The 20,699-nt window shown below is 53.9% G+C and carries 20 protein-coding genes and 1 rRNA gene; 9 read left to right on the top strand and 12 right to left on the bottom strand.

The genetic code is table 11. The features are described from left to right. Positions 1-309, bottom strand: a 16S ribosomal RNA gene (locus H7F11_RS13705); the annotation flags it as partial. Between the two features lie 241 nt (positions 310-550). Continuing rightward, entirely contained in the window at positions 551-1,783 is a 1,233-nt protein-coding gene (gene tyrS, locus H7F11_RS13710; protein ID WP_193650816.1) for a tyrosine--tRNA ligase, read from the bottom strand. Positions 1,784-2,070: 287 nt separating this feature from the next. Between tyrS and H7F11_RS17310 the strand changes: the two genes are divergently transcribed. The 3 genes from H7F11_RS17310 (at position 2,071) to H7F11_RS13725 (ending at position 4,022) form a co-directional block, all read left to right on the top strand. Further along, on the top strand, positions 2,071-2,154 hold the full coding sequence (locus tag H7F11_RS17310; protein ID WP_227485520.1) for a PsiF family protein: 84 nt from the start codon (positions 2,071-2,073) through the stop codon (positions 2,152-2,154). A gap of 230 nt (positions 2,155-2,384) precedes the next feature. Next, a complete protein-coding gene (gene panD, locus H7F11_RS13720) occupies positions 2,385-2,756 on the top strand; it encodes an aspartate 1-decarboxylase (RefSeq protein WP_227485512.1) in 372 nt (123 codons plus the stop codon). Between the two features lie 27 nt (positions 2,757-2,783). Next, on the top strand, positions 2,784-4,022 hold the full coding sequence (locus tag H7F11_RS13725; protein ID WP_227485513.1) for an MFS transporter: 1,239 nt from the start codon (positions 2,784-2,786) through the stop codon (positions 4,020-4,022). A gap of 20 nt (positions 4,023-4,042) precedes the next feature. Here the strand turns inward: H7F11_RS13725 and H7F11_RS13730 are convergent, their stop codons facing one another. From H7F11_RS13730 to H7F11_RS13760, 7 genes are all read right to left on the bottom strand, one after another. Continuing rightward, entirely contained in the window at positions 4,043-4,459 is a 417-nt protein-coding gene (locus H7F11_RS13730) for a hypothetical protein (RefSeq protein WP_193650815.1), read from the bottom strand. Positions 4,460-4,530: 71 nt separating this feature from the next. Further along, the gene (locus tag H7F11_RS13735; RefSeq protein ID WP_193650814.1) at positions 4,531-5,337 is read right to left on the bottom strand and encodes a LemA family protein; all 807 of its coding nucleotides are present in this window, start codon (positions 5,335-5,337) and stop codon (positions 4,531-4,533) included. Positions 5,338-5,394: 57 nt separating this feature from the next. Further along, positions 5,395-6,063: a hypothetical protein gene (locus H7F11_RS13740; RefSeq protein ID WP_193650813.1), complete on the bottom strand. Its 669-nt coding sequence runs from the start codon at positions 6,061-6,063 to the stop codon at positions 5,395-5,397. Positions 6,064-6,087: 24 nt separating this feature from the next. Beyond that, the gene (locus H7F11_RS13745) at positions 6,088-6,870 is read right to left on the bottom strand and encodes a hypothetical protein (RefSeq protein WP_193650812.1); all 783 of its coding nucleotides are present in this window, start codon (positions 6,868-6,870) and stop codon (positions 6,088-6,090) included. 24 nt (positions 6,871-6,894) lie between these two features. Further along, a complete protein-coding gene (locus tag H7F11_RS13750; protein WP_193650811.1) occupies positions 6,895-7,230 on the bottom strand; it encodes a hypothetical protein in 336 nt (111 codons plus the stop codon). 8 nt (positions 7,231-7,238) lie between these two features. Then, positions 7,239-8,093, bottom strand: a complete 855-nt coding sequence (locus tag H7F11_RS13755; protein ID WP_193650810.1) for a hypothetical protein — start codon at positions 8,091-8,093, stop codon at positions 7,239-7,241. Then, on the bottom strand, positions 8,074-9,939 hold the full coding sequence (locus H7F11_RS13760; protein WP_193650809.1) for a cytochrome c biogenesis protein ResB: 1,866 nt from the start codon (positions 9,937-9,939) through the stop codon (positions 8,074-8,076). The genes H7F11_RS13755 and H7F11_RS13760 overlap by 20 nt, the downstream gene beginning before the upstream one ends. A 94-nt stretch (positions 9,940-10,033) precedes the next feature. On the opposite strand from H7F11_RS13760, the gene yihA reads away from it, so the two are divergent. Together yihA and kch are read left to right on the top strand one after the other, a co-directional pair. Further along, positions 10,034-10,768 carry a ribosome biogenesis GTP-binding protein YihA/YsxC gene (gene yihA, locus H7F11_RS13765; protein ID WP_227485514.1) on the top strand — a complete coding sequence of 245 codons (735 nt, stop codon included), beginning with the start codon at positions 10,034-10,036 and terminating at the stop codon, positions 10,766-10,768. A gap of 65 nt (positions 10,769-10,833) precedes the next feature. Then, on the top strand, positions 10,834-12,096 hold the full coding sequence (kch, locus tag H7F11_RS13770; RefSeq protein WP_193650808.1) for a voltage-gated potassium channel protein: 1,263 nt from the start codon (positions 10,834-10,836) through the stop codon (positions 12,094-12,096). Here kch and polA read toward each other — a convergent pair. Continuing rightward, a complete protein-coding gene (gene polA, locus H7F11_RS13775) occupies positions 12,093-14,819 on the bottom strand; it encodes a DNA polymerase I (RefSeq protein ID WP_193650807.1) in 2,727 nt (908 codons plus the stop codon). The two genes, kch and polA, sit on opposite strands and share 4 nt — an antisense overlap. A 69-nt stretch (positions 14,820-14,888) precedes the next feature. Between polA and H7F11_RS13780 the strand changes: the two genes are divergently transcribed. From H7F11_RS13780 to H7F11_RS13790, 3 genes are read left to right on the top strand one after another with little or no spacing between them, the layout of a single operon-like run. Beyond that, on the top strand, positions 14,889-15,608 hold the full coding sequence (locus tag H7F11_RS13780) for a TIGR00730 family Rossman fold protein (protein ID WP_193650806.1): 720 nt from the start codon (positions 14,889-14,891) through the stop codon (positions 15,606-15,608). Positions 15,609-15,625: 17 nt separating this feature from the next. Beyond that, on the top strand, positions 15,626-15,988 hold the full coding sequence (locus H7F11_RS13785) for a DUF2782 domain-containing protein (protein WP_227485515.1): 363 nt from the start codon (positions 15,626-15,628) through the stop codon (positions 15,986-15,988). 26 nt (positions 15,989-16,014) lie between these two features. After that, positions 16,015-16,947, top strand: coding sequence for a homoserine kinase (locus H7F11_RS13790; protein ID WP_193650805.1), 933 nt, complete (start codon positions 16,015-16,017; stop codon positions 16,945-16,947). A 16-nt stretch (positions 16,948-16,963) separates the two neighbouring features. On the opposite strand, the gene H7F11_RS13795 is transcribed toward H7F11_RS13790, so the two are convergent. Together H7F11_RS13795 and H7F11_RS13800 are read right to left on the bottom strand one after the other, a co-directional pair. Then, on the bottom strand, positions 16,964-17,404 hold the full coding sequence (locus tag H7F11_RS13795) for a ComEA family DNA-binding protein (protein WP_010640790.1): 441 nt from the start codon (positions 17,402-17,404) through the stop codon (positions 16,964-16,966). A 79-nt stretch (positions 17,405-17,483) separates the two neighbouring features. Then, positions 17,484-19,613: a UvrD-helicase domain-containing protein gene (locus tag H7F11_RS13800; protein ID WP_193650804.1), complete on the bottom strand. Its 2,130-nt coding sequence runs from the start codon at positions 19,611-19,613 to the stop codon at positions 17,484-17,486. A gap of 116 nt (positions 19,614-19,729) precedes the next feature. On the opposite strand from H7F11_RS13800, the gene H7F11_RS13805 reads away from it, so the two are divergent. Continuing rightward, positions 19,730-20,692, top strand: coding sequence for a DnaJ C-terminal domain-containing protein (locus H7F11_RS13805; protein WP_193650803.1), 963 nt, complete (start codon positions 19,730-19,732; stop codon positions 20,690-20,692). The last annotated feature ends 7 nt before the right edge of the window (positions 20,693-20,699 follow it).

A 20,699-nucleotide genomic window follows, 5' to 3' on the forward strand; every position in this document is an offset into this window, starting at 1 on the left:
TCGGTAGCTGGTCGTCCTCTCAGACCAGCTACCGATCGTCGCCTTGGTAGGCCTTTACCCTACCAACTAGCTAATCAGACGTAGGCTCCTCTTCCAGCGCGAGGTCCGAAGATCCCCCGCTTTCCCCCTCAGGGCTTATGCGGTATTAGCCCAAGTTTCCCTGGGTTGTCCCCCACTCAAAGACAGATTCCTACGCGTTACTCACCCGTCCGCCACTCGTCAGCATCCGAAGACCTGTTACCGTTCGACTTGCATGTGTTAGGCATGCCGCCAGCGTTCAATCTGAGCCAGGATCAAACTCTTAAGTTCAATCCAACAATTTGTTCAACTTCTGCCATATCCAGTACGATAAATCGCACCCAAATACAGCATGGGCCTAAACCCCACACATCTCCACTCGGCTTTTAAAGAACATCCGGACCGGAGTCCGGTGCGGCTCAACGCCGCGTCGTGAGGGCGCATTATACGCAGGGTTCGAGGGGTGTCAACACAATTTTTTAATATCTTTCCTGTATTCCGGGCTCGACCATCAGGAAGTCTTTATATTCTGTTAGTTAGCGTTTTTCTCCGCGCAGAGCGCCACCCTGGCAAAGTGGCGTTTACCGAGTTGCAGAAGATACTCCTCCCCAATATTCAGCGTTATCGCCGGATCGCCTGCGCGTTCGCCGTTCACCCGCACAGCATTTTCGCGGATTTTACGCATGGCTTCGCTGTTGCTGCTCGCCAAACCAGCCTGTACCAGCACCTGCGCCAGGCGTGGAGAGCTATCGAAGGCATAACTCTGCAAGAGTAGATCCTGCGGCGTTTCATGGCGCTGAAAGCGGGCCAGAAAAGTCTTACGCGCCTCTTCTGCCTCTTCTTTGTTATGGAAACGGGTCACCAGTTCTTCGGCAAGATCCAGTTTTATATCCCGAGGATTCAGCAATCCTGCTTCTGCTCCTCGCCGTAATCGTTCCTGCTCCTGAACAGAGACCCGGGAGAGCAGCGTGTAATAGCGCCACATCAAAACATCTGAAATGGACATGATCTTGCCAAACATTTCTACAGCAGGATCTTCTACAGCAATAAAATTACCCAGGGATTTGGACATTTTCTGAACCCCATCGAGGCCCTCCAGAATCGGCATGGTCAGCACCATTTGCGCTTTTTGACTGTATTCTCGCTGGAGTTCCCGACCTACCAGCAGATTAAAACGCTGATCAGTCCCGCCCATTTCCAGGTCCGCCTTGATGGCCACCGAGTCATATCCTTGTAGCAGGGGATAGAGAAATTCGTGGATGGCAATGGGTTGATTCGCTGCATAGCGCTTGCTGAAATCATCGCGCTCCAGCATCCGGGCCACCGTATAACGTGCAGCAAGCTGGATCAGTGCTTCTGGAGCCAACGCGCCCAACCACTTGGAGTTAAAATGTATTTCAGTGTGCTCAGGATCAAGAATTTTGAAGACCTGGCGCTGGTAGGTTTCGGCATTGGCGGTCACCTCCTCACGACTGAGTGGCTTGCGGGTGACATTTTTGCCCGTCGGGTCACCGATCATCGCTGTAAAATCACCTACGATGAATAATAATTTGTGCCCCATATCCTGAAACTGTCGTGCCTTATGGAGTAATACCGTATGGCCGAGGTGAAGATCAGGAGCGGTCGGATCCATACCGAGCTTGATTCGCAATGGTTCGGATTTTTCTGCCGCGAGCTCCAGACGTTTGGATATTTCTCCTTCCGGAAGAATATCCACTGTGCCTAGCGCAAGTTGTGCTTCTGCCTGTTCTGTATTCATAGTCATAAATAATCCGCAATTGATCGGGTAGGCCGCATCTTAGCATTTACGCAAGCCGCGCTGAATGGAGGCGTAATCATTCATGTAACGTACCGGCCAATCTGACTATTGTTGGCCGCTAACTTACGGACATGTAATATTATTTATGCTGTATAACCTACCAAAGAAAAGGGACGAACGATGCTTAAAAAACTGTGATGTCATTGCTTTGCCTGTCCCTTGCTGTCCACGCCTTGTCATTCGCCGAAACGGCGACACATACTGTCAAATTCCTCACGCCCCACTAGGAACGCATGAAGACCTGTAATGCCGATGCCAAAGGCAAAAAAGGCGCGGAGCGTAAAACCTTGATGAAGTCCTGCCTCATCAACAAGTAATTTCCGGCGATCCAGCAGTCATCTCCCGGTTTTGGGATGGCTGCAACCATTCCCCCATTACCCTGCAAGGGGTAAACTCAGTAACCATTAAACTTGTCGGGAGATACTCTCAATATGCTTAGTCTCTGGGGAGAAATTGTGATCATGGTCGGAACCCCCCTGCTTCTGATCATTGTTGCGGTGGGCGTCAATCGCCTGGCCAAAAAGCACCAGCAGGATGAAGACCGCTCATGATTTTGCTCACGTTACTCAAGGGCAAGCTGCATCGGGTTCGGGTTACCGCTGTGGAACTGGAGTATGAAGGCTCCTGCGCCATTGACGCGCACCTGCTGAAAAGCGCGGGCATTTATCCTTACGAGCAGGTGCACATATATAACGTCAATAACGGCGACCGGTTCAGTACTTATGCCATTTCTGCAGCGCCCGGTTCGGGGATCATCTCTGTAAATGGTGCAGCCGCACGCCGCGTCGCCTTGGGCGACACTTTGATTATTGCCGCCTATGCGCAAATCGCTGAAGAAAAGGCTGCGGAATTTCAGCCTCGACTCGTGTATGTGGACTCGCACAATCAGATTACCCGTACCCATCATGAAATCCAATAAGCTGCTCCACTGAACCTGTCCTTCTCATTGCTTTCAGACATTCCTCGCAATGCCCGCCTGCTCATGGCTGCACGAGTCGCCCGGAGTGTCGGCCAAGGTGCACTGGTCGTAGATTTTGCCCTCTATCTCCATGCCTTGCATTGGTCAGCCATCCATATCGGCGGCTTATATTCGGTTAGTTTGCTGGTAGGCGCGCTGGCAACCCTGATTGTTGGGCCACTCAGCGATCGTTTTGGCGCCAAACGCTTTTTGTTGGGCTATGAGGGCATCCAGATTGGTGCCGCAATCATCGCCTTGAGTACGGCCCAGCCAGTCTGGCTCAGCTTGGCGGCCATTCTCGGTGCCTTTGGAAGGGGCGCTAATGGTGGTGCCGGCCCCTTCGCCCCCGCCGAACAATCCTGGATGTCCCGGAGCGTTTCCCATAAGCAATGGGGGCAGATTTTCCACCTGAATACCAGTGTCGGACTGGCAGGCATGGCCGTTGGCGCATTGCTGGCGACGCTGCCCGGACTACTGAATGGGGTGCTGCCAGGACCGGAAGCATATCGGTCTTTATTTATAGTCGTGTTACTGGGTTCATTGTTTTGCCTGTTTTTTTTGCTCCGCACTGGAGAGTCCTCCCTATCGGCTGAAGGTCTTGATCAGGATACCGCTCCTGCCACAAAACTGAAAAACCCTGAGATCATTGCGGGCAAGCCTTCGTCTGTAGGACGAGTTCTGCTGAGATTTGGCGCCATCAATGCTTTGAACGGATTAGGGATTGGCATGGTCGGTCCACTGATGGCCTACTGGTTTCATCTACGCTTTGGCGTAGGTCCTGCCGCTATTGGTGCGGCCATGGCTTTGGCCTTTTTCAGTGCGGCGCTCATGTCGCTTCTGGGATTACGCCTGACCAGACGTTTTGGCATGGTTGGTACGGTGACCCGCATGCGCCTGCTGGGTTTGATTATGATGTTGGCTTTACCTTTTGCGCCCGTATTCTGGCTGGCCATGCTGCTCTACATTTTTCGTGCGGCGCTGAACCAGGGCAGTATCGGATCACGGCAGGCATTGTTTCTGGGATTGGTTGGAAAAGACAAACGCGGTCTGGCAGCCACTGTAAACAGTTTATCCCTGCAAGCACCCAGAGCCATCGGACCCAGCATTGCCGGACTGTTCTTTGAAGCCGAAATGCTGGTGACCCCGTTTTTATTGGCCGTCGCCTTGCAGGGAATGTATCTGGTCCTGTTTCGCTGGTTTTTTAGTCATCCAAAACAGGAATATTAATATTCATTAACAATCAAAAATTAATGAACCTTATACCATGATCCTACAGATCTTTTATTCAATAGAAACACAGTAACTCCTAGCGAGCAGAGCCATAAAACAAACTGCACAACCAAAAACCACCGAAATGATTCAAAAATGATCAGACTGGAAACGAGAACCATCAGAGATAAGGCCATTCCCAAAACCGGTGCAAGATAAAACACCCCAAAACTGCCGATAAAAAAAACTAAAACCAAAGCAACCATGGTCGACGGTTTTTTTTCCAAGCGCGTTATATTCTCAGAATCTGCCGATAATCCGATGCCCTTGTGAGAAAACTCTATATGATGACGTCTATCATCGACACGTGAAGATAAAAAAAACAGACCTAGCAACACAAATCCGATGGCAAGTATTATCGGCACTGCGATCAGACCAACTCGTTCTAATATCATGATCTCGATATGATCTATTCCATACTGCCACAACGCTGTCAAAAAATTTCGTATACTCATAACGAGCGGTGTTAGTCTTTTGCCAAACCTGAATCGATAGGATTCTCGATGCTTATTTCTCGTACAGGCTCTTCAATATGGGAAGGCGAATCACCAGAAGACTTATGGCTAACACTTACATCTTCTTGGCTCTCAGTTTGAGACTCTGCCAACTTTGCCTTACCCTGTTCAATCATTTTACCCGTAGAAGACGCTAATTTATTTGCACCAGATGCAACACCAGATGTGATTCTGGTAGTTGCTGTAGACATAACCTGGCGGAGCATTTCTCCATCATCTGTTTTGAAATTTTGCAGATTATGCAAATCGTCTGCATTTTCCACATCAAAATAAGGCGCTTCTGGAAATCCTAGTTTATTAGCCCAGAGAGCATGAGGAAACTGGACACGAGTTGCATTGTATTTGCGCACGATGGCATTGTACTGTTCGCGCCGACTCTGAATAAGGTCTTCCACCCTGGTAATTTCACCCATAAGTGTTTGATAATTTTGATTTGCTTTCAAATCCGGGAATCCCATAGCTATCGCCTGAATTCTTCCCAATGTTGATGAACCCTGTTGATACAAGTTGGCAGAGTCGCCTATCGCCGTTTGATTGCCTGAAACGGTTATCTGAGTAAGTTTTTCATGGTCTGCATAGCCAGAGACGACTGAAATAAGCTGATTGATCAGATCGGCGCGCTTTTTCATGGAAGCCATAATGTTTGAGTGATACTCCTTCACCTGCTGCGCGAGATGCTGCAAGCCGTTATAGGACTTTATTGCTATGGCAATTAGTCCACCAAAAACTAAAATAAAAAAGAAAAATATGCCTAACATTTTTATGGCTTCCTTTATCCACCACAGATTATCAATTTTATTAGAATCGGCGTGTTATTAGTTGCTGGGCACATCCTGCAAAGCAGGGACTTGTGCAGAGGGTGCAACTGCCGCCGGACTATTACTCAAGCCAGATAGCCCATTATTTACCTGGCTGGATTCAAAATTCACACCCGCACCTATGGAACCAGAAGTTACTGTTCCGGAAAGTAACTGGTTCACTCTATCTTTCGCATCTTTAATAGCAATTTTTGTTGGATCTTGTTTTCTCATGCACCCACTCAAGTCATCAATACACTGCTTCGAGTAGGTCTCCAGCAGTTGGAAATAGGTCACTGCAGATTGCCGCGCCATAGCGAAGTGTTGTTGCTGATCCGGCTGGAGTCCACTTGCATAAAGTCCGGAAAATTGATTTGCATAGCCTGTGGCTTGAGATTTTAATTGACGCCAGCAAGCATCTGGACTGCTATTATTTGCGTTGGATACTGCTAGACAATTAGCAAAATTCGCTTGCATACTGTGCTTCGCATTCGCCCAAAGTCCTACAAATTGACGTGTTACGTTGATACCCTGCTGTTTTTGCTGGGCATATCCCTGCGCAGAAGCCAGCGGGATAGGTAGCGGTGGTGCGACTGTTCCCTGATTCGTAGCACAGCCAGCCAACAAGGTTGCTGCAACACCCATCCCTACAAGACTCTTAGTCTGGAACTTCATATAACGGCTCATATTTTTTCTCCTTTAGTTGATCGTTTAACCCAATGGGGACATTAGTTGATTTAAATGCTGTTGTTCGTACTGCGCATTATTTTCTCCATGATGCTTGACTGGCGCTGGAAAGGTTTCTGGCACTACGTTTGGTTTAATGATCTTATTAGCCGGTGGCGCGGCCTGTACCGGAGCGGCCTTTACCGGAGCAACCTGAGCAGGAGGCGTCGATGTAGGCAATGAAGGCGTGAGGATCTCTTCATGTACATTCGGCGACAGCTTGGGTATTGCATTATTTGGCTTCGCTATCGGCACGACTGGGACCTTTGGTGGTGGTGAGGTTACTGTCCTCGTTGTTGAATTTTCAGGCACCTGATTAGTCGAAGAACTGGTAACGGCCTGCTTGACCTTTGTCGTACGCGAGCTATGCGTAAGCATCGGTACAATGTATTGTTCAGCAGCTATTACTGCGGCTATTGCCAGCGCAAAACCGATGATCAACGGGAGTCTTCTTGATTTCCGAGGTGGGTCCACAGGAATCTTATCTTTTGATCTGTCGTCAGTAGGTTCTTTCCCATTTGGGCCAACGGATGGACCAATCGGATCTTTATGACCGTTATCATCCTCTCCCGAAGGACTGTTCCCCAGCTCCTCATTCTCCTTCGGGGGTTTGTCTTCGCCTGAGTCACCTCTCCTCCGTAGAGAATCGTCATCACTAACAATGGGTGCTGGTGACACTTTTTTCCCTGTACGCGGATCAAATTTAGCGCCACGCTGGCGTAGCCATTCCTCTGAATACGGCGGCGGAGAAATATCTGCGTCCGACATCTTATAGCTTCCTCATTCAGGCGACTACATGATCGCTGGAGGAGGAGGTGGTGTCGCAGCTACGGGTGCGACTGCCAGGGTAAACGGAATACTCTGTCCGCCAGCGATCCAGCAGGGGGTTGGGCTGTGCGGGTTCCCATACCAGCCAAGTTTTGCCGGAGCTGGCGGGACTCCCGGTGCAGACTGCCAGGCGGGTTGTTGCCAGCCACTGGCATCTGTCGACCAGATCAGTCCCGTACCCGGTGGTGGAGGAACCTGCGCAGCTTGTGTGATCTGTGGCACGGGTATGGGTTGACCACCCGCCGGCAACCAGAATGCCTGACCACCATGCCAGCCCAGATTGACCAAGGTTCCACCCAATAGCGGACTTAACCAGCCATTGCCATCTGCCTGAAAGCATACGCCTCCGGGAGGTGGCGGAGGTGGAGGCGGCGTGCCAACCGGTTGCCCTTCCACAACCCCTGCCTGTCCACCCCAAGAGGAACCTTCCGTACCCTGAACAGGTGACCGGAAATAATCAACATGCTGTTCCAGCCAGTCCGGCTCGAATACTTCAGGCTTAAGCACACATTTGTCTCTCTGAACCCGAACATTACAAAGGCGCCCAGGGCACGCGCTTCATTCCGCTTTTCATAATACAGGTAAAACAAGGGCGTAGAAGCACAAAAGAGGACCAGAACCTCCCAAAGGTTGCTTACCGGAATATGCCCCCAATCCGGATGGCCCAGGTAGGTTTCCCGCCACCGTACCCCAAGGCCAATGAATCCCATGATGACGCCAGCCCAGGTCAGGGCTGTGGCCCACTGACCCACCCGTTCACGTCCGCTAAAAAGATAAAACAGATAACAGGCGGTGGCGGCGAGCAGCAGCGCGGACATCCACATAACCGCCGCGTAGCCCTGTAAAATGTCGCGCAGGAGTAGGTTATTTGCGGTGCTTTGGCCGATGCTGTAAAGCCACACGGCAAACAGGGCGGGCAACACAATACCCAAGGTCGCCAATTGCACGGGTCGCCAGGCGAGCCCAGCCACCAGTAAGGCACCATACCAGGCAGCCAACACCACAAACTGCCAGTAACCAAAACTGCTACCGTAAAGACCCAAAATATTTCCGGCAGCAACGCTCAATCCAGCAAACCATGCCCAGTCTCTTAATTTCCACTGTGCCCACCGGCTTGGCTGCGGGCTTAATTCTGTCCAGCTTTCAACGCGTGTGTTGGTCACCTTTTTGCTCCTTGTATTCGGCATAATCGACGCCCAGGGCCTGCTCCAAGGTCCCGGTCCATCGCTTAAACTCTTTGGAAAAATCCAGGCGGTTGCGGTCTGCAGAAGCCCCCAACAACAACTCTACCCCCTCGGACTCCTGTCCCCGGGGACGAAGGCGGAGCCAGATACGCTTCTGGGGAATATAAAACAGGATGAAAATGCCCAGCACCAGGGCCACACATCCCCAATAAATTACAATGGTCCCCGGCCACTTGGTCACCTGCAAGCCGGCTGCCCAGCGATGATCAAAACTACTTAACGATAAAATGAAAGGCATGGGGTAATCGTGCAGTTGCACCAAGGTTTGCATACCCGCCTGCAAAAAACGGGATTGATCCGTCGTGCTCATTCCCGGAGCATGACGGGCAACAACCTGCTGGAAGGTCTCTGTGAAAATAGCCTGAGAAGCGTTGGCACCCGCACGGGCCGCAGACTGCAAGGCCGCCAGATAATCCATGAACAAACCAATGCTCCCGTTAGGCCCGGTAGGGATATATATGTATCGGTAAGCATCTCCCAATGCCTCGCGATATCCCTGGACAAAAAAACCTTGCCCACCCCGCCGCATGGGTGTCATGTAGGTCTTGAATTCGGCGGCCTGACCATTGGGATTGTGAATGATGTAGGTAAAACTGGGGCCCAGATTGAGGGTCGGATGATCGGGAGTGGCTTTTTCGCCCACCGCCGCCTTCGGCACGATGTTGTAAAGATTGAAGTTTTTCAGATCGACAGCGTAGCCAGAATTCCCTGCATGAAGGGTTTGCCCCACCCGCCCGGAAAGTTCGCCGGGGGCGGCACCCGAGGCTCCAAGCAGATAGGTTTTCATATGCAGCAATGAACCCCCATCACTGAAGCTCGACTGATATATATATACCCCATCATAGGCCATGGGATGATTTACGCGGACATCACCCGTTTTGAGGACTTTCCCCTGCGGGCTGTAGAGCACGACCCGGGAAGTAAAATCCTTGGGCATTCCGGTGGAATAATAAGAAATATGAAATGATTGCAAATGAATCCGAAAAGGCAGGGGCTGCACCAGGTAACCATTACCGGCGAGTTCAAATACCGTATTGGCGGTCTGACCTTCGGGCAGCGTGATAATCCCCCGATAGGCCGGATTGTTTTGGGACATCCAGGCCGTCCGGGGGATTTTTGAAAGCGGAAGATCAAAATTCTGCTCTGGTTTGAGTGTTCCTTGCCATTCTGCCCATTTAACGGGCACGTCGGCGTTATACAGTGCCGCCGCACAAATGACGACAATCGCAATATGGGTGAGAAAGTAGCCTAGACGATGGTAGCGGCCCTTGCGGGCAGCAATGGCCATATCGCCATCTTTTTGTTCCACGCGGGGTTTATAACCAGCGGCCCGCAACACTTGCAGAATGCGCTCTTGTGCCTGAGCCATAGGCAACGCCGTAGCCATACGCACCCAATGATCCTGACCCAAAATCACGGTATCGCGTTGACGGATTGGAAATTCGCGCATTTCGCGCAGCATCCGGGGACTGTTCCGAGTGACACAGATTGCCGTGGATAACACCAGAAAGGCCACAATCGCTGTGTACCACAAAGTGCGGTACACATTGTACAAACCGAGTTCACGGTATACCGAAAACCAGAACGGCCCAAACTGCATGGCATAATTCTGGTAAGGCTGCTGTTGACTGAGAATAGTGCCGATCACCGAAGCAATGGCCAGTAATACCAGCAGACTGACCGCCAGCCGCATGGACCCCAAAAACTGTACCAGCAATCGCCAGCGCGGGTGCTGCCAGGCAAGGCCATCTACATGTGCTTGCAAACCTGTTCTCCCTATTTTTTTCAGTGAATTATTCCACCTGAATTGTTTTTTCGCAGTCTAGGTCCTGGACCGAGTGGCAGCAAGCTCGCTGAGCATGACTTTCAGATTGCCAGAACCAACTGACGACGACTATGCTCTCAGCATGAACCATACCAACCCAACACCTTTCCGTTTTGCCCCGTTACGTCGGGCCAGCTTTCGCCTCAGCGTGACCCAGGCGGAACAACTCCCCCCGGATGATGGGGCCGAAGTGGCCATTGCCGGACGTTCCAACGTGGGCAAGTCCTCCACCATCAACATGCTCACCGAACGTCGCGCCCTGGCACGCGTCAGTCGCACGCCCGGCCGCACGCAGGCCATCAACGTGTTTGATCTGGATCCCGGGCAACGCCTCATCGATCTACCCGGTTATGGATATGCCAAAGTTCCCGAGGCCTTAAGGCGTTCCTGGGGTCCATTACTGGAACAATACCTGCGCCGACGCAGCAGTCTGCGCGCCCTGATTCTGGTCATGGACATTCGCCATCCCTATGGGCCGCATGATGCTGATCTGATTGGTTTTGCTGCGGGTTGTGGCCGCCCGGTCCACGTCCTTCTCAACAAGGCCGACAAACTCAGTCGGGGGGCGGCCTTGCAGGAAATGGCCCGATTGCGGCGGATACCGGAATTGCAGGGAGTTGCCATGCAACTGTTTTCAGCGCAGACCGGACAGGGCCTGGACGAATTGCATCAGTTGATTGCCGGCTGGCTGGCACCCGGCGAACAAAAAGAAACCCCGACTTCTGCCGGGGTTAATAACGAGCCCTCAAAGGGAGGGGAGGACTCATGATCCGGCCAGGGAGGGTAGACCGGATCCAGACAAGCAATTCGTTACTCCTCGGGTTTGAGTGAGGCATGTCGGAAAAGTTCAGTCACACGCCTCATCCCTGGCATATTTTACGCCCGAACTGGCGTAGCCGCTGGCGAGGAAGTGTTGAGCGCTGGGCAAGACGCCTGCAGCTTGACCGCTGGTATCCACATACCCCCATTGCTGCAGCGGTAGGTTTTCTGGGGCTTTTCAACATTCTTCCGGCCATCGGACAGTTGCTGGGCCTGAGCTACGTCGGCAGCCTTGCAGACATGTCCAGCGGCTTTGTGCTGGACGCTTTTCGTGGCCTTCCGCAGGGTGCTGCAGGCATCATTCTGCTGATCATGTCGCTGGGACTGTTATTTCGTTCACGTTTCGCCTGGGCCATTGTTCTGACTATTGCATCAGCGGTTCTTGCCGTTGGTATTTACCGCCATCCCCAACATATTTCAACATTGCTTTACTACAATGCGGTTCTGGTGTTTTTTTTATGGATTTTCCGGGGTCGTTTTAATCACAGCAGTCTCGCCACCGGCACCCTGTTTGCACTGGTGGGCGCCATTATGGTTATGGGTTATGGGGTGTTCGGTGCTTATATTCTGGGTGACGGCTTCAAACCGCATATTCATAGCCTGACGGAGGCACTTTATTTTTCCATAGTGACCATGTCTACCGTCGGTTATGGCGATGTTTTGCCCGTTTCCAACGAGGCCAGACTTTTTGTGGTATCTTTGATTGTGCTGGGAATCACCGTATTTGCCACTTCGTTATCAGCCATTATTGTTCCTGCAATCAATAACCGACTGCAATCGGCGCTACAAGGAGAGAAACGCCGCATGACTCTGAAAAATCATTACATCATTGCGGGCGATACGCCGCTGGCGCGCAACAGTTATCGCGAACTCAAAAGTCGTAATTTACCCGTCATCATGATCATGGGACACCAACCCGATGACTCCATTTATCAGGCGGATGATTTGATTATCGGTGACTCCAGTGACACCGATATATTACGCAGTGCCGGTGCCGAGCAGGCTCTGGCGGTTCTCGCCCTGCGCGCAGATGATTCAGAAAACGCCTTCGTGGTGCTGGCGGTCAAGGAAATGGAAGGCTCTGCCAAAACCGTTGCCGCAGTCAACGACAGTAAAAATCTTGGCCGGGTGCGCAGGGTCCAGCCGGATATGATCATTGCTCCCCAGGTACTGGGTGGCGAGCTGCTTGCCATGGCACTCAACGGCGAGCAACTGGATAACAACGCCGTCATGAAAATGTTCCGCTTCAGTACTGGCGCTACGCCCAGCAAAGGCTAGCCGTGCGCAGCATCCCAATGCTTTCCCACCCCGAGGCCCACCAGTAGGGGAACTGCCAACTCTGCCACGCCTTCCATACGTTCCTTGAGGGCGGCACGGGCAGCTTCAAGACCACTCTCAGGCACCTCAAGTATCAACTCATCGTGCACCTGCAAAATCATTCGGCCCCGGCCGGGGTCTTCCTGCAACCAGGCATCTACGGCAATCATGGCTTTTTTGATCAGATCAGCCGCCGTACCCTGCATGGGTGCGTTGATGGCAGCCCGCTCGGCGTAGTTTCGCCGTGCCGCATTACTGGAGCGAATTTCCGGCACATACAGACGGCGACCGAACAGGGTTTCCACATAACCCTGCTGTCTTGCCAGAACGCGGGTTTGCTCCATGTAAGCAAGCACCCCCGGATAGCGCTCGAAATAACGATCCATGTAAGCCCGGGCAGCGCTCTGTTCAATGCCTAGCTGCTGGGCGAGGCCATAGGGGGTCTGGCCATATATCAAGCCGAAATTGATGGCTTTGGCCGCACGCCGGGCATCACTGTCCACCGCCTCCGGAGCCAGATTGAACACTTCGGCAGCCGTCGCAGCATGAATATCCTGGCCCTCGGCAAAAGCCTGTAAAAGACGGGCGTCCCGGGAAAGGTGGGCCATGATGCGCAATTCAATTTGTGAGTAATCGGCACTCAGCAGATAAAATCCGTCTTCGGCAACAAATGCCTGCCGGATACGCCGACCCTGCTCGGTACGCACCGGGATATTCTGCAAATTCGGCGCACTGGAGGACAAGCGTCCGGTGGCCGCCACGGCCTGCTGAAAATGGGTATGCACCCGACCTGTCCGGGGGTTGATCATTTCCGGCAGGGCATCTGCGTAAGTGTTTTTCAGCTTGGCCATTCCCCGATATTCCAGAATCAGTCGGGGGAGATCCGCCTGAACCGCCAGCTGGGCCAACACATCCTCGCTGGTAGAGGGCTGGCCACCGGGCGTTTTTTTCAGGACCGGCAACTGCATTTTATCAAAAAGAATTTCCTGGATTTGTTTCGGTGAACCGAGATTGAACGCTTGTCCGGCTGCCTCGAAGGCCTGGGCTTCACAAGCGGCCATATCCCTGCCCAATTCCATGCTGAGGGTTTTCAACTGCTCCTTGTCCACCCGTACACCGGCCTGTTCCATACGCGCCAGCACCAGCACCAGCGGCATTTCAATGTCCATCAGGACGCGCTGCAGGCCCGGCTCACTGGCAAAGCGTGGCCACAGCTGGGCATCAATCCGCCAGCAAACGTCCGCATCTTCAGCCGCATAGGGTAAGGCCTCGGCTACGGGCACGTCGGCAAAATTGCGCGCCGATTTGCCTTTGCCCGCGACTTCTTCGTAGGTAATGTTCTGGTGCTGCAGATGGCGCTGCGCCAGAGTATCCAGATCGTGGCTATTCTGGCTGCTGTCCAGGATGTAACTTTCCAGCAGGGTATCCCGGCACAAGCCTGCCGGATGAATGTCGTAACGCCAGAACACCCGCCAGTCATACTTGGCATTTTGGGCCAGCTTGGCGGCCAGCGGATTTTCCAGCCAGGGCCGCAACGCTGCTAAAACATGATCCAGCGCCAGCTGTGTGCAGTCATCCCGGTGTCCTACCGGAATATAAACCGCTTCAATCTGATCCCCTTCCTGCCAGGCACAGGAAATACCCACCAGACCGGCATTCAGCGGGTCCAATGCCGTGGTTTCCGTGTCCAGTGCCACCAAGTCCGCCTGCTGCAACTTTTGCAGCAGGTTTTCCAGTGCTGCGGGGGTCGTAATCGCCCGATAACGGCTGCGATCAATGGGCATCAATCCCCCCGCAGCGCTTTCATTTACCGAAACCTCGGTATTATTCTCGGTACCCGGTTCGGCTGGATATTCCTTGAGCCAGGCATGAAAGCCCAGGCGCAGGGCGAGGCTGCGCAATTTTTGGGTGTTTTCGGGAACACGTTGATAAGATTGCTCCGGCAGATGGAGATTGCAGCGAATCGTGGCCAGATCCAGACTAAGGGGCAGATAGTCCAGAGAGGCCCGCAGTGCCTCACCGATTTTGCCACCGATTTCATCGGCGTGAGCCAGAACGCCCTCCAGACTGCCATATTGCTGAATCCATTTGGCCGCTGTTTTAGGCCCCGCTCCGGGCACCCCTGGAATGTTATCGACCTTGTCACCCGTAAGCGCCAGTAAATCGGCGATACGCTCAGGGCCCACGCCATAACGTTCCCATACCCCGACCACGTCAGTTTTGACGCCCTTCATGGTATCCAGCAGGGTGACCTGATCATTGACCAACTGGGCCATATCCTTGTCACCCGTCACGATAATCACCTGCTGGCCCGCCTGCGCAGAGCCCGCGAGTGTCCCGATGACATCATCGGCTTCCACATCCGGTACCAGCACCAGCGGCAGACCCGTTGCCTGAATCCATTCATGCAGGAGCGGAATCTGGGCGCGCAAATCCTCCGGCATGGCTGGACGCTGGGCTTTATATTCCGGATAAAGCCGGTCACGAAAAGTCCCTCCGGGAGCATCAAAAACCACAATGATTTCATCACTGGGATATTCTTTCGCCAGGCGCCGCAGCATGTTGGCCACCCCGAATATCGCCCCGGTAGGCAGATTATCCGGCGCGCGCAAGTCCGGCAGGGCATGAAAAGCCCGGTACAGGAAACTGGAGGCGTCAACGAGAATGCGAGGGTCTTGGGGCATGATCTGGGACTTGTTAGCGAATTTCCGTCATAATACGGAAAATCTCCATCATTGACACGGGAACGAGGCATGCGGGCGCATCTTGAGGAAGAAAAACTACGGGACGGGGGAGAAGGACGACTCACCCGCGAGGCCTGGAAAATCTTCCAGATCATGGCGGAATTTGTGCGCGGCTATGAAAAATTGGTGGACGTGGATCCCTGCGTCAGCATTTTCGGTTCCGCCCGCCTGGGTCCCGACAATCCCTGGTATCTGAAAACCCAGGAAATTGCTGAAAAACTCTCCAATGCGGGCTTTTCGGTTTTGAGCGGCGGCGGCCCCGGCATCATGGAAGCGGCCAACAAGGGGGCTTTCCACGGCACCGGCTACAGTATCGGGCTGAATATTGAGCTTCCCCATGAGCAGCACAGTAATCCTTATCAGGACATTGCCATTTCCTTTGAGCACTTTTATTCCCGCAAGGTCATGTTCATGAAATATGCGGTCGCCTATGTCGTCATGCCCGGCGGGTTCGGGACACTGGATGAGCTGGCCGAATGTCTGACCCTGGTGCAAACCGGCAAAACCCGGCGCATGCCCATTATTCTGGTAGGCTCGGATTTCTGGAACGGGCTGATTGCCTGGTGGCAGGAAGCCATGCTCGGCCTTGGCACCATCAACCCTGAAGATCTGAATCTGATTACCGTCATTGATGATCCTGACGAAGTCGTATCGGCTATATTCAACCATTATGAAAAGCGCGGTTTTGCCCCATCGGCCGCCGAAACAGAAGCCCTTCTCAACCTTTAGATATTCAGGGAGTTCCCATGTCTACTCATATCATGATTACCACCATGGTTGCCGCCCTTGCGCTGGGTGTCGCCGCCACTGCCCTGGCAGATACGGATGCTGCACTACCCAATTCAGCACAACAAAACATCCAAAAACTGCATCTGCCCAAACTTGCCCCGCAAAAAATCGGTCCCAATGCCGAGATCAAGGCACCGACCGGATCCAAAATCGAGGAATACAAGGTCAACGGCAAGGTTTACATGGTCAAGGTCATTCCACCCAAACCCTTCCCGCCCTACTATCTGGAAGACAAGGGCGGCACCGGGCGTTTCACGGAAGTTCCGCAAACCGCTGCGGAGCACCTGAGTGTTCCGCAGTGGATTATATTTCGCTGGTGAAGCCCTGTTAGAGTAAAACTGCATCTATGTCTGTTTATACCAATGTCTCCGATCAGGAGCTCGCGCAATTTCTGGAAGACTATGATCTGGGAAAAGCGATCTCCCTGACCGGCATTTCTGCGGGCGTCGAAAATAGTAATTATTTTCTGGATACGGACCAGGGCCGTTTTGTGCTGACCCTGTTTGAGCGCCTTTCCGCCGCCAAAATTCCCTATTTTCTGGATCTTACCGACTGGTTGAGCACCCATGGCATTCCCTGCCCGCGCCCTATGCACGCCCGTAGCGGGAAAAGCCTGAATAGCTTATGCGGCAAACCTGCCGCCATTGTGCAATGCCTTCAGGGCCGGTCCATTGAAGGGCGAGCCCCCACGCTGACGGAAATTCGCGCTTTGGGGCAATTACTGGGGCAAATGCACCTGGCGGGAGAGGACTTTCCCCAGCGCCACCCCAACCCTGCGGGACTGCCCTGGATGCAGGAGACCGCCCGTCATCTGGTGCCGCATCTGGATCCTGCCGACAACCAGATAATTATCGATGAACTGGCTTATCAAAGTCTCATTCAGCGGGAAAAATTACCGGGAGGGGTCATTCATGCAGATCTTTTCCCCGACAACGTGCTCTTCGCAGAACAACAGATTTCCGGCACCATCGACTTCTATTACGCAGGCGATGATGCCTGGCTTTATGATCTGGCAGTCGTCGCGAACAGCTGGTGTGCACGCCCTGACGGCCAGCTGGATCCTTCTCTCAGTGTGGCACTGTGGGAGGCTTATGTGGCGACCCGTCCGCTGCGGGATGACGAAGCCCCCCTGTGGTTTGCCATGCTCCGGATAGCCGCCTTGCGCTTCTGGCTGCTCCGGCTGGATGCGGTGCACTTCCGCCGCCCTGGCGCCATCACTTTCTGCAAGGATCCGGAAGAATACCACCGGATTTTATTACAACGCCGCCAGGGGCTATAGCCACTCGTTTGCGGGTTCAGGACGATTCCTGCAGGGAAAAATGCCGGTAATGAAAGGCATTACTGTCGGGGCCACCATCGAGAATATACCCGCGACTGCCACGGCGGACAGCATGCTCTTCTCCGGCTGGTATCGGTTTTTTTCGCGAAGCCGCTTTCCCGGCCGAACAACCGGTGCCGGACGATAGAGCCGTCGTCTGCCCATCCAGTGCCAGAGAGGGGCGCAATCTTTCCAGCAGCTTGCTGCCAATGCCACGCACCCGGGCAAGATCATCGAGAGTTTTGAAAGATCCGTGCGCCTTGCGATATTCCACAATAGCCTGTGCCTTGGCGGGACCAATACCCGGCAAACTATCCAGTGCAGCAACATCTGCGGTATTGATGTTGACGGATGCCCACAATGGCAGGGCAAACAAGGACAAAACCACACCCAGCAGCATACCCATCCATATTTTCATCACGCTCCTCCCATTCTCCTAAAAACGACCGTTGCTTTGACAGCTTTGCAGTGATTTTGGCAGTTTTTGCTTTTGAATGTCAGGGCAACTGCTGTAATTGCACTACACCCAAAGCCAGCCACTTGGCCCCCGAACTGAACTGGACCTGGATTCGACCCTGACGACCGCCTGCCTCGTAATCCAGCACCGTCCCCTCGCCAAATACCGGGTGCTGTAAACGGGAGCCCAGCGGATACGGCATTTCCGGGGCTGCAGGTCGTAGCGCCATGGCGGGACGACTGATGCGCGCGCGCGGACGCAAATCCTGCAAAAGCCCCTGGGGGATTTCCCGCAGAAAACGGGAGGGCATGCTCATTCTTTCACTGCCGTGCAAACGCCGGCTTTCAGCATGACTGAGCACCAGCAGGCGCATGGCCCGGGTCATGCCCACGTAACAAAGGCGGCGTTCTTCCGCGAGACCCTGACCATCTTCCAAAGAACGTTGGTGCGGAAACAGACCCTCTTCCAACCCCACCAGAAAAACCAGAGGAAACTCCAGACCTTTGGCGCTGTGCAAACTCATCAGCTGGACGCAGTCTTCCCAGGCATCTCCGGCCCCATCGCCCGCTTCCAGCGCGGCATGGGTGAGAAACTCGGAAAGCATGTTGCCAGGTTGCGGTGCCAGCTCACCCAGTTGCGGATCAGCATGCCAGTCCTGGCCGTACGCACGCGCGGCATTGATGAGTTCATCGAGGTTTTCGAGGCGGCCTTCAGCCCGGTCGCCTTCACGACTGTGCCATTCGCGCAGGGCGGTATGCTGCAAAATAATTTCCACGCGCTTGTCGAGGTCCTGCTCTTGGGTCTGCCCGGCAAGCGCATCGACCAGATTCAAAAATCCATTGATTTTTGCCTGATTCAGTTCTCCGGCCGCCTGCCAGAGCGACAGACCCTTTTCGCGGCCAAGATTGCGCAGCCGTTCGACACTGACCGCCCCGATGCCACGCGAAGGCACATTCACAACCCGCTCGAACGAAGCATCATCATGACGATTGGCGGTCAGGCGCAAATAGGCGAGGGTGTCCTTGATTTCCGCCCGCTCAAAAAAGCGCAGGCCGCCATAAACCCGATAAGGCAAACCTTCACGCACCAGAACTTCCTCAAAAGCACGGGACTGGGCATTGGAACGATAAAGAATGGCACAATCCGAACGGCGCCCGCCCTGATCCTGCCACTGCTGAATCCGCCCGATCACATAACGGGCTTCATCAAATTCATTGTACGCCGTGTACAGGTGTACCGCTTCGCCACCAGGCTCGGCGGTCCATAGGGTTTTACCCATGCGCTCGGGATTGTTGGCAATAACCGCATTGGCGGCCTGGAGAATGGCAGCAGTCGAGCGATAATTCTGCTCCAGGCGCACCACCCGGGCACCCGCAAAGTCTTCACCAAACCGCAGCAGGTTCTCGACCCGTGCGCCGCGCCAGGCATAAATGGACTGGTCATCATCCCCAACCACAAAAATCTGGCCATGTCGCGCCAGCCCTTTCAGCCAGGCATATTGCACCGCATTGGTATCCTGAAACTCGTCCACCAGAATATGCTGAAAACGTCGCTGATAATGATCCAGAATCTCCGGAGACTCCCAAAGCTTCAGGGCATACAGAAGCAAATCCCCAAAATCGAGCAGCCCGGAGCGTTGCTTGGCGACTTCATAAGCCTGATAAATCGGCACAAAAGCCGCAGCCGCCGGTCCCTCGTAGCGCAACACCTGTTCCGGTCCCCAGCCTTCGTCCTTCCAGCGGCCAATGCGCCCCGCCATCGCCCGGGGTGGCCACTGCTTTTCGTCCATCTGCGCCTCGCGCATGAGGCGGCGCAACAAACGCTGACTGTCTTCGGAATCCAGCACCTGAAAATCAGCGGGCAACTTCAGTGCTTCATGATGCAGGCGAATCAGGCGATGTGCGAGGCCGTGAAATGTCCCCATCCACAGGCCGCGCAGTTCCATGGCGACCATTTTATCAAGGCGTTCGCGCATGGATCGTGCCGCCTTGTTAGTGAAGGTGACGGCCAGAATTTCTCCAGGATGCACGCCTTCTTCGAGCAGATGCGCGATGCGGCTGGTAAGTACCCGGGTTTTACCGGAACCGGCACCAGCCAGTACCAGTGCCGGACCAGGGGGAAGCGTCACCGCCTCCAGCTGGCGAGGATTCAGGGTTGACCAATCAGACAAAAAACATTCCTCCCACCCGACCTGGCGGGCTTGAAAACACGGTATAATGGCCGCATTGTGATGGCAGACCTGCAGGCTTTGACCTGTCTGCCATAACCCATGATAAGGGGGAACCATTGGAATACAAAGACTACTACAAAATTCTCGGGGTGGAACGCGGGGCCGATGCCGATGCCATCAAGGCCGCGTATCGCAAAATGGCACGGAAATATCACCCTGACGTCAGCAAGGAAGCCAACGCTGAAGAGCGCTTCAAGGATTTGCAGGAAGCCTATGAGGTTTTGAAAGATCCTGAAAAACGGGCGGCTTATGACCAGCTGGGAAGTAACTGGCGCGCCGGGCAGGATTTCCGTCCACCGCCCGGCTGGGGTGGGCAGGCTGGCGGTTTTGGGGGTGGCGGTTTTGGGGGTGCAGATTTTGGCGGCAACGGCGGCTTCAGCGACTTTTTTGAGTCCCTGTTTCGTCAGCAACATGGCGGTGCTGGCGGTTTTCATGGCGGCGGCGCGGGATTTCGCAGCCAGGGCGAAGACAGTGAAGCCAGCATCCAGATCAGCCTGGAGGACGCCGCTCAAGGAGCGCAACGCGACATCAACCTGGAAATGCCTACGCTTGGACCCGATGGCCGGATGCGCCGGGAAGCCCGGCGCCTGACTGTCAAAATTCCCAAGGGCATTCGCGAAGGCCAGAGATTGCGCATGGCAGGACAAGGTTCACCGGGCATGGGCGGCGGACCAAGCGGTGATCTTTATCTGCAGGTGCATTTTCAGCCCCATTCCAAATTCCGGGTAGAGGGGGCCGACCTGTATCACGACCTGCACATCACCCCCTGGGAAGCAGTGCTGGGTGCCAGCGTTGAGGTTCCCACTCTGGAAGGCAGCGTCCGGATGAAAATCCCGGCGGGGAGCAGCAGCGGCCAAAAACTGCGGCTTTCCCAAAAAGGACTGCCAGGAACCAGCAGCAAACCGGCGGGTGATCTTTACGCTATTATTCAAATAGTCGTACCCAAAAATATCAGCGATGAAGAAAAAGCTTTGTGGACCCAGTTAGGAGAAATATCCAGCTATCATCCCCGCCGTTAGAGAGGAG

This window comes from Acidithiobacillus sp. HP-2 (assembly GCF_015100155.1).
Lineage (GTDB): Bacteria > Pseudomonadota > Gammaproteobacteria > Acidithiobacillales > Acidithiobacillaceae > Acidithiobacillus.

Coding starts and splice junctions, on each gene's coding strand:
- tyrS (WP_193650816.1), bottom strand. CDS start 1,783: ATGACTATGAATACAGAACAGGCAGAAGCACAACTTGCGCTAGGCACA.
- H7F11_RS17310 (WP_227485520.1), top strand. CDS start 2,071: ATGAAGACCTGTAATGCCGATGCCAAAGGCAAAAAAGGCGCGGAGCGT.
- panD (WP_227485512.1), top strand. CDS start 2,385: ATGATTTTGCTCACGTTACTCAAGGGCAAGCTGCATCGGGTTCGGGTT.
- H7F11_RS13730 (WP_193650815.1), bottom strand. CDS start 4,459: ATGATATTAGAACGAGTTGGTCTGATCGCAGTGCCGATAATACTTGCC.
- H7F11_RS13735 (WP_193650814.1), bottom strand. CDS start 5,337: ATGTTAGGCATATTTTTCTTTTTTATTTTAGTTTTTGGTGGACTAATT.
- H7F11_RS13740 (WP_193650813.1), bottom strand. CDS start 6,063: ATGAGCCGTTATATGAAGTTCCAGACTAAGAGTCTTGTAGGGATGGGT.
- H7F11_RS13745 (WP_193650812.1), bottom strand. CDS start 6,870: ATGTCGGACGCAGATATTTCTCCGCCGCCGTATTCAGAGGAATGGCTA.
- yihA (WP_227485514.1), top strand. CDS start 10,034: ATGACTTTCAGATTGCCAGAACCAACTGACGACGACTATGCTCTCAGC.
- kch (WP_193650808.1), top strand. CDS start 10,834: ATGTCGGAAAAGTTCAGTCACACGCCTCATCCCTGGCATATTTTACGC.
- polA (WP_193650807.1), bottom strand. CDS start 14,819: ATGCCCCAAGACCCTCGCATTCTCGTTGACGCCTCCAGTTTCCTGTAC.
- H7F11_RS13780 (WP_193650806.1), top strand. CDS start 14,889: ATGCGGGCGCATCTTGAGGAAGAAAAACTACGGGACGGGGGAGAAGGA.
- H7F11_RS13785 (WP_227485515.1), top strand. CDS start 15,626: ATGTCTACTCATATCATGATTACCACCATGGTTGCCGCCCTTGCGCTG.
- H7F11_RS13790 (WP_193650805.1), top strand. CDS start 16,015: ATGTCTGTTTATACCAATGTCTCCGATCAGGAGCTCGCGCAATTTCTG.
- H7F11_RS13795 (WP_010640790.1), bottom strand. CDS start 17,404: ATGAAAATATGGATGGGTATGCTGCTGGGTGTGGTTTTGTCCTTGTTT.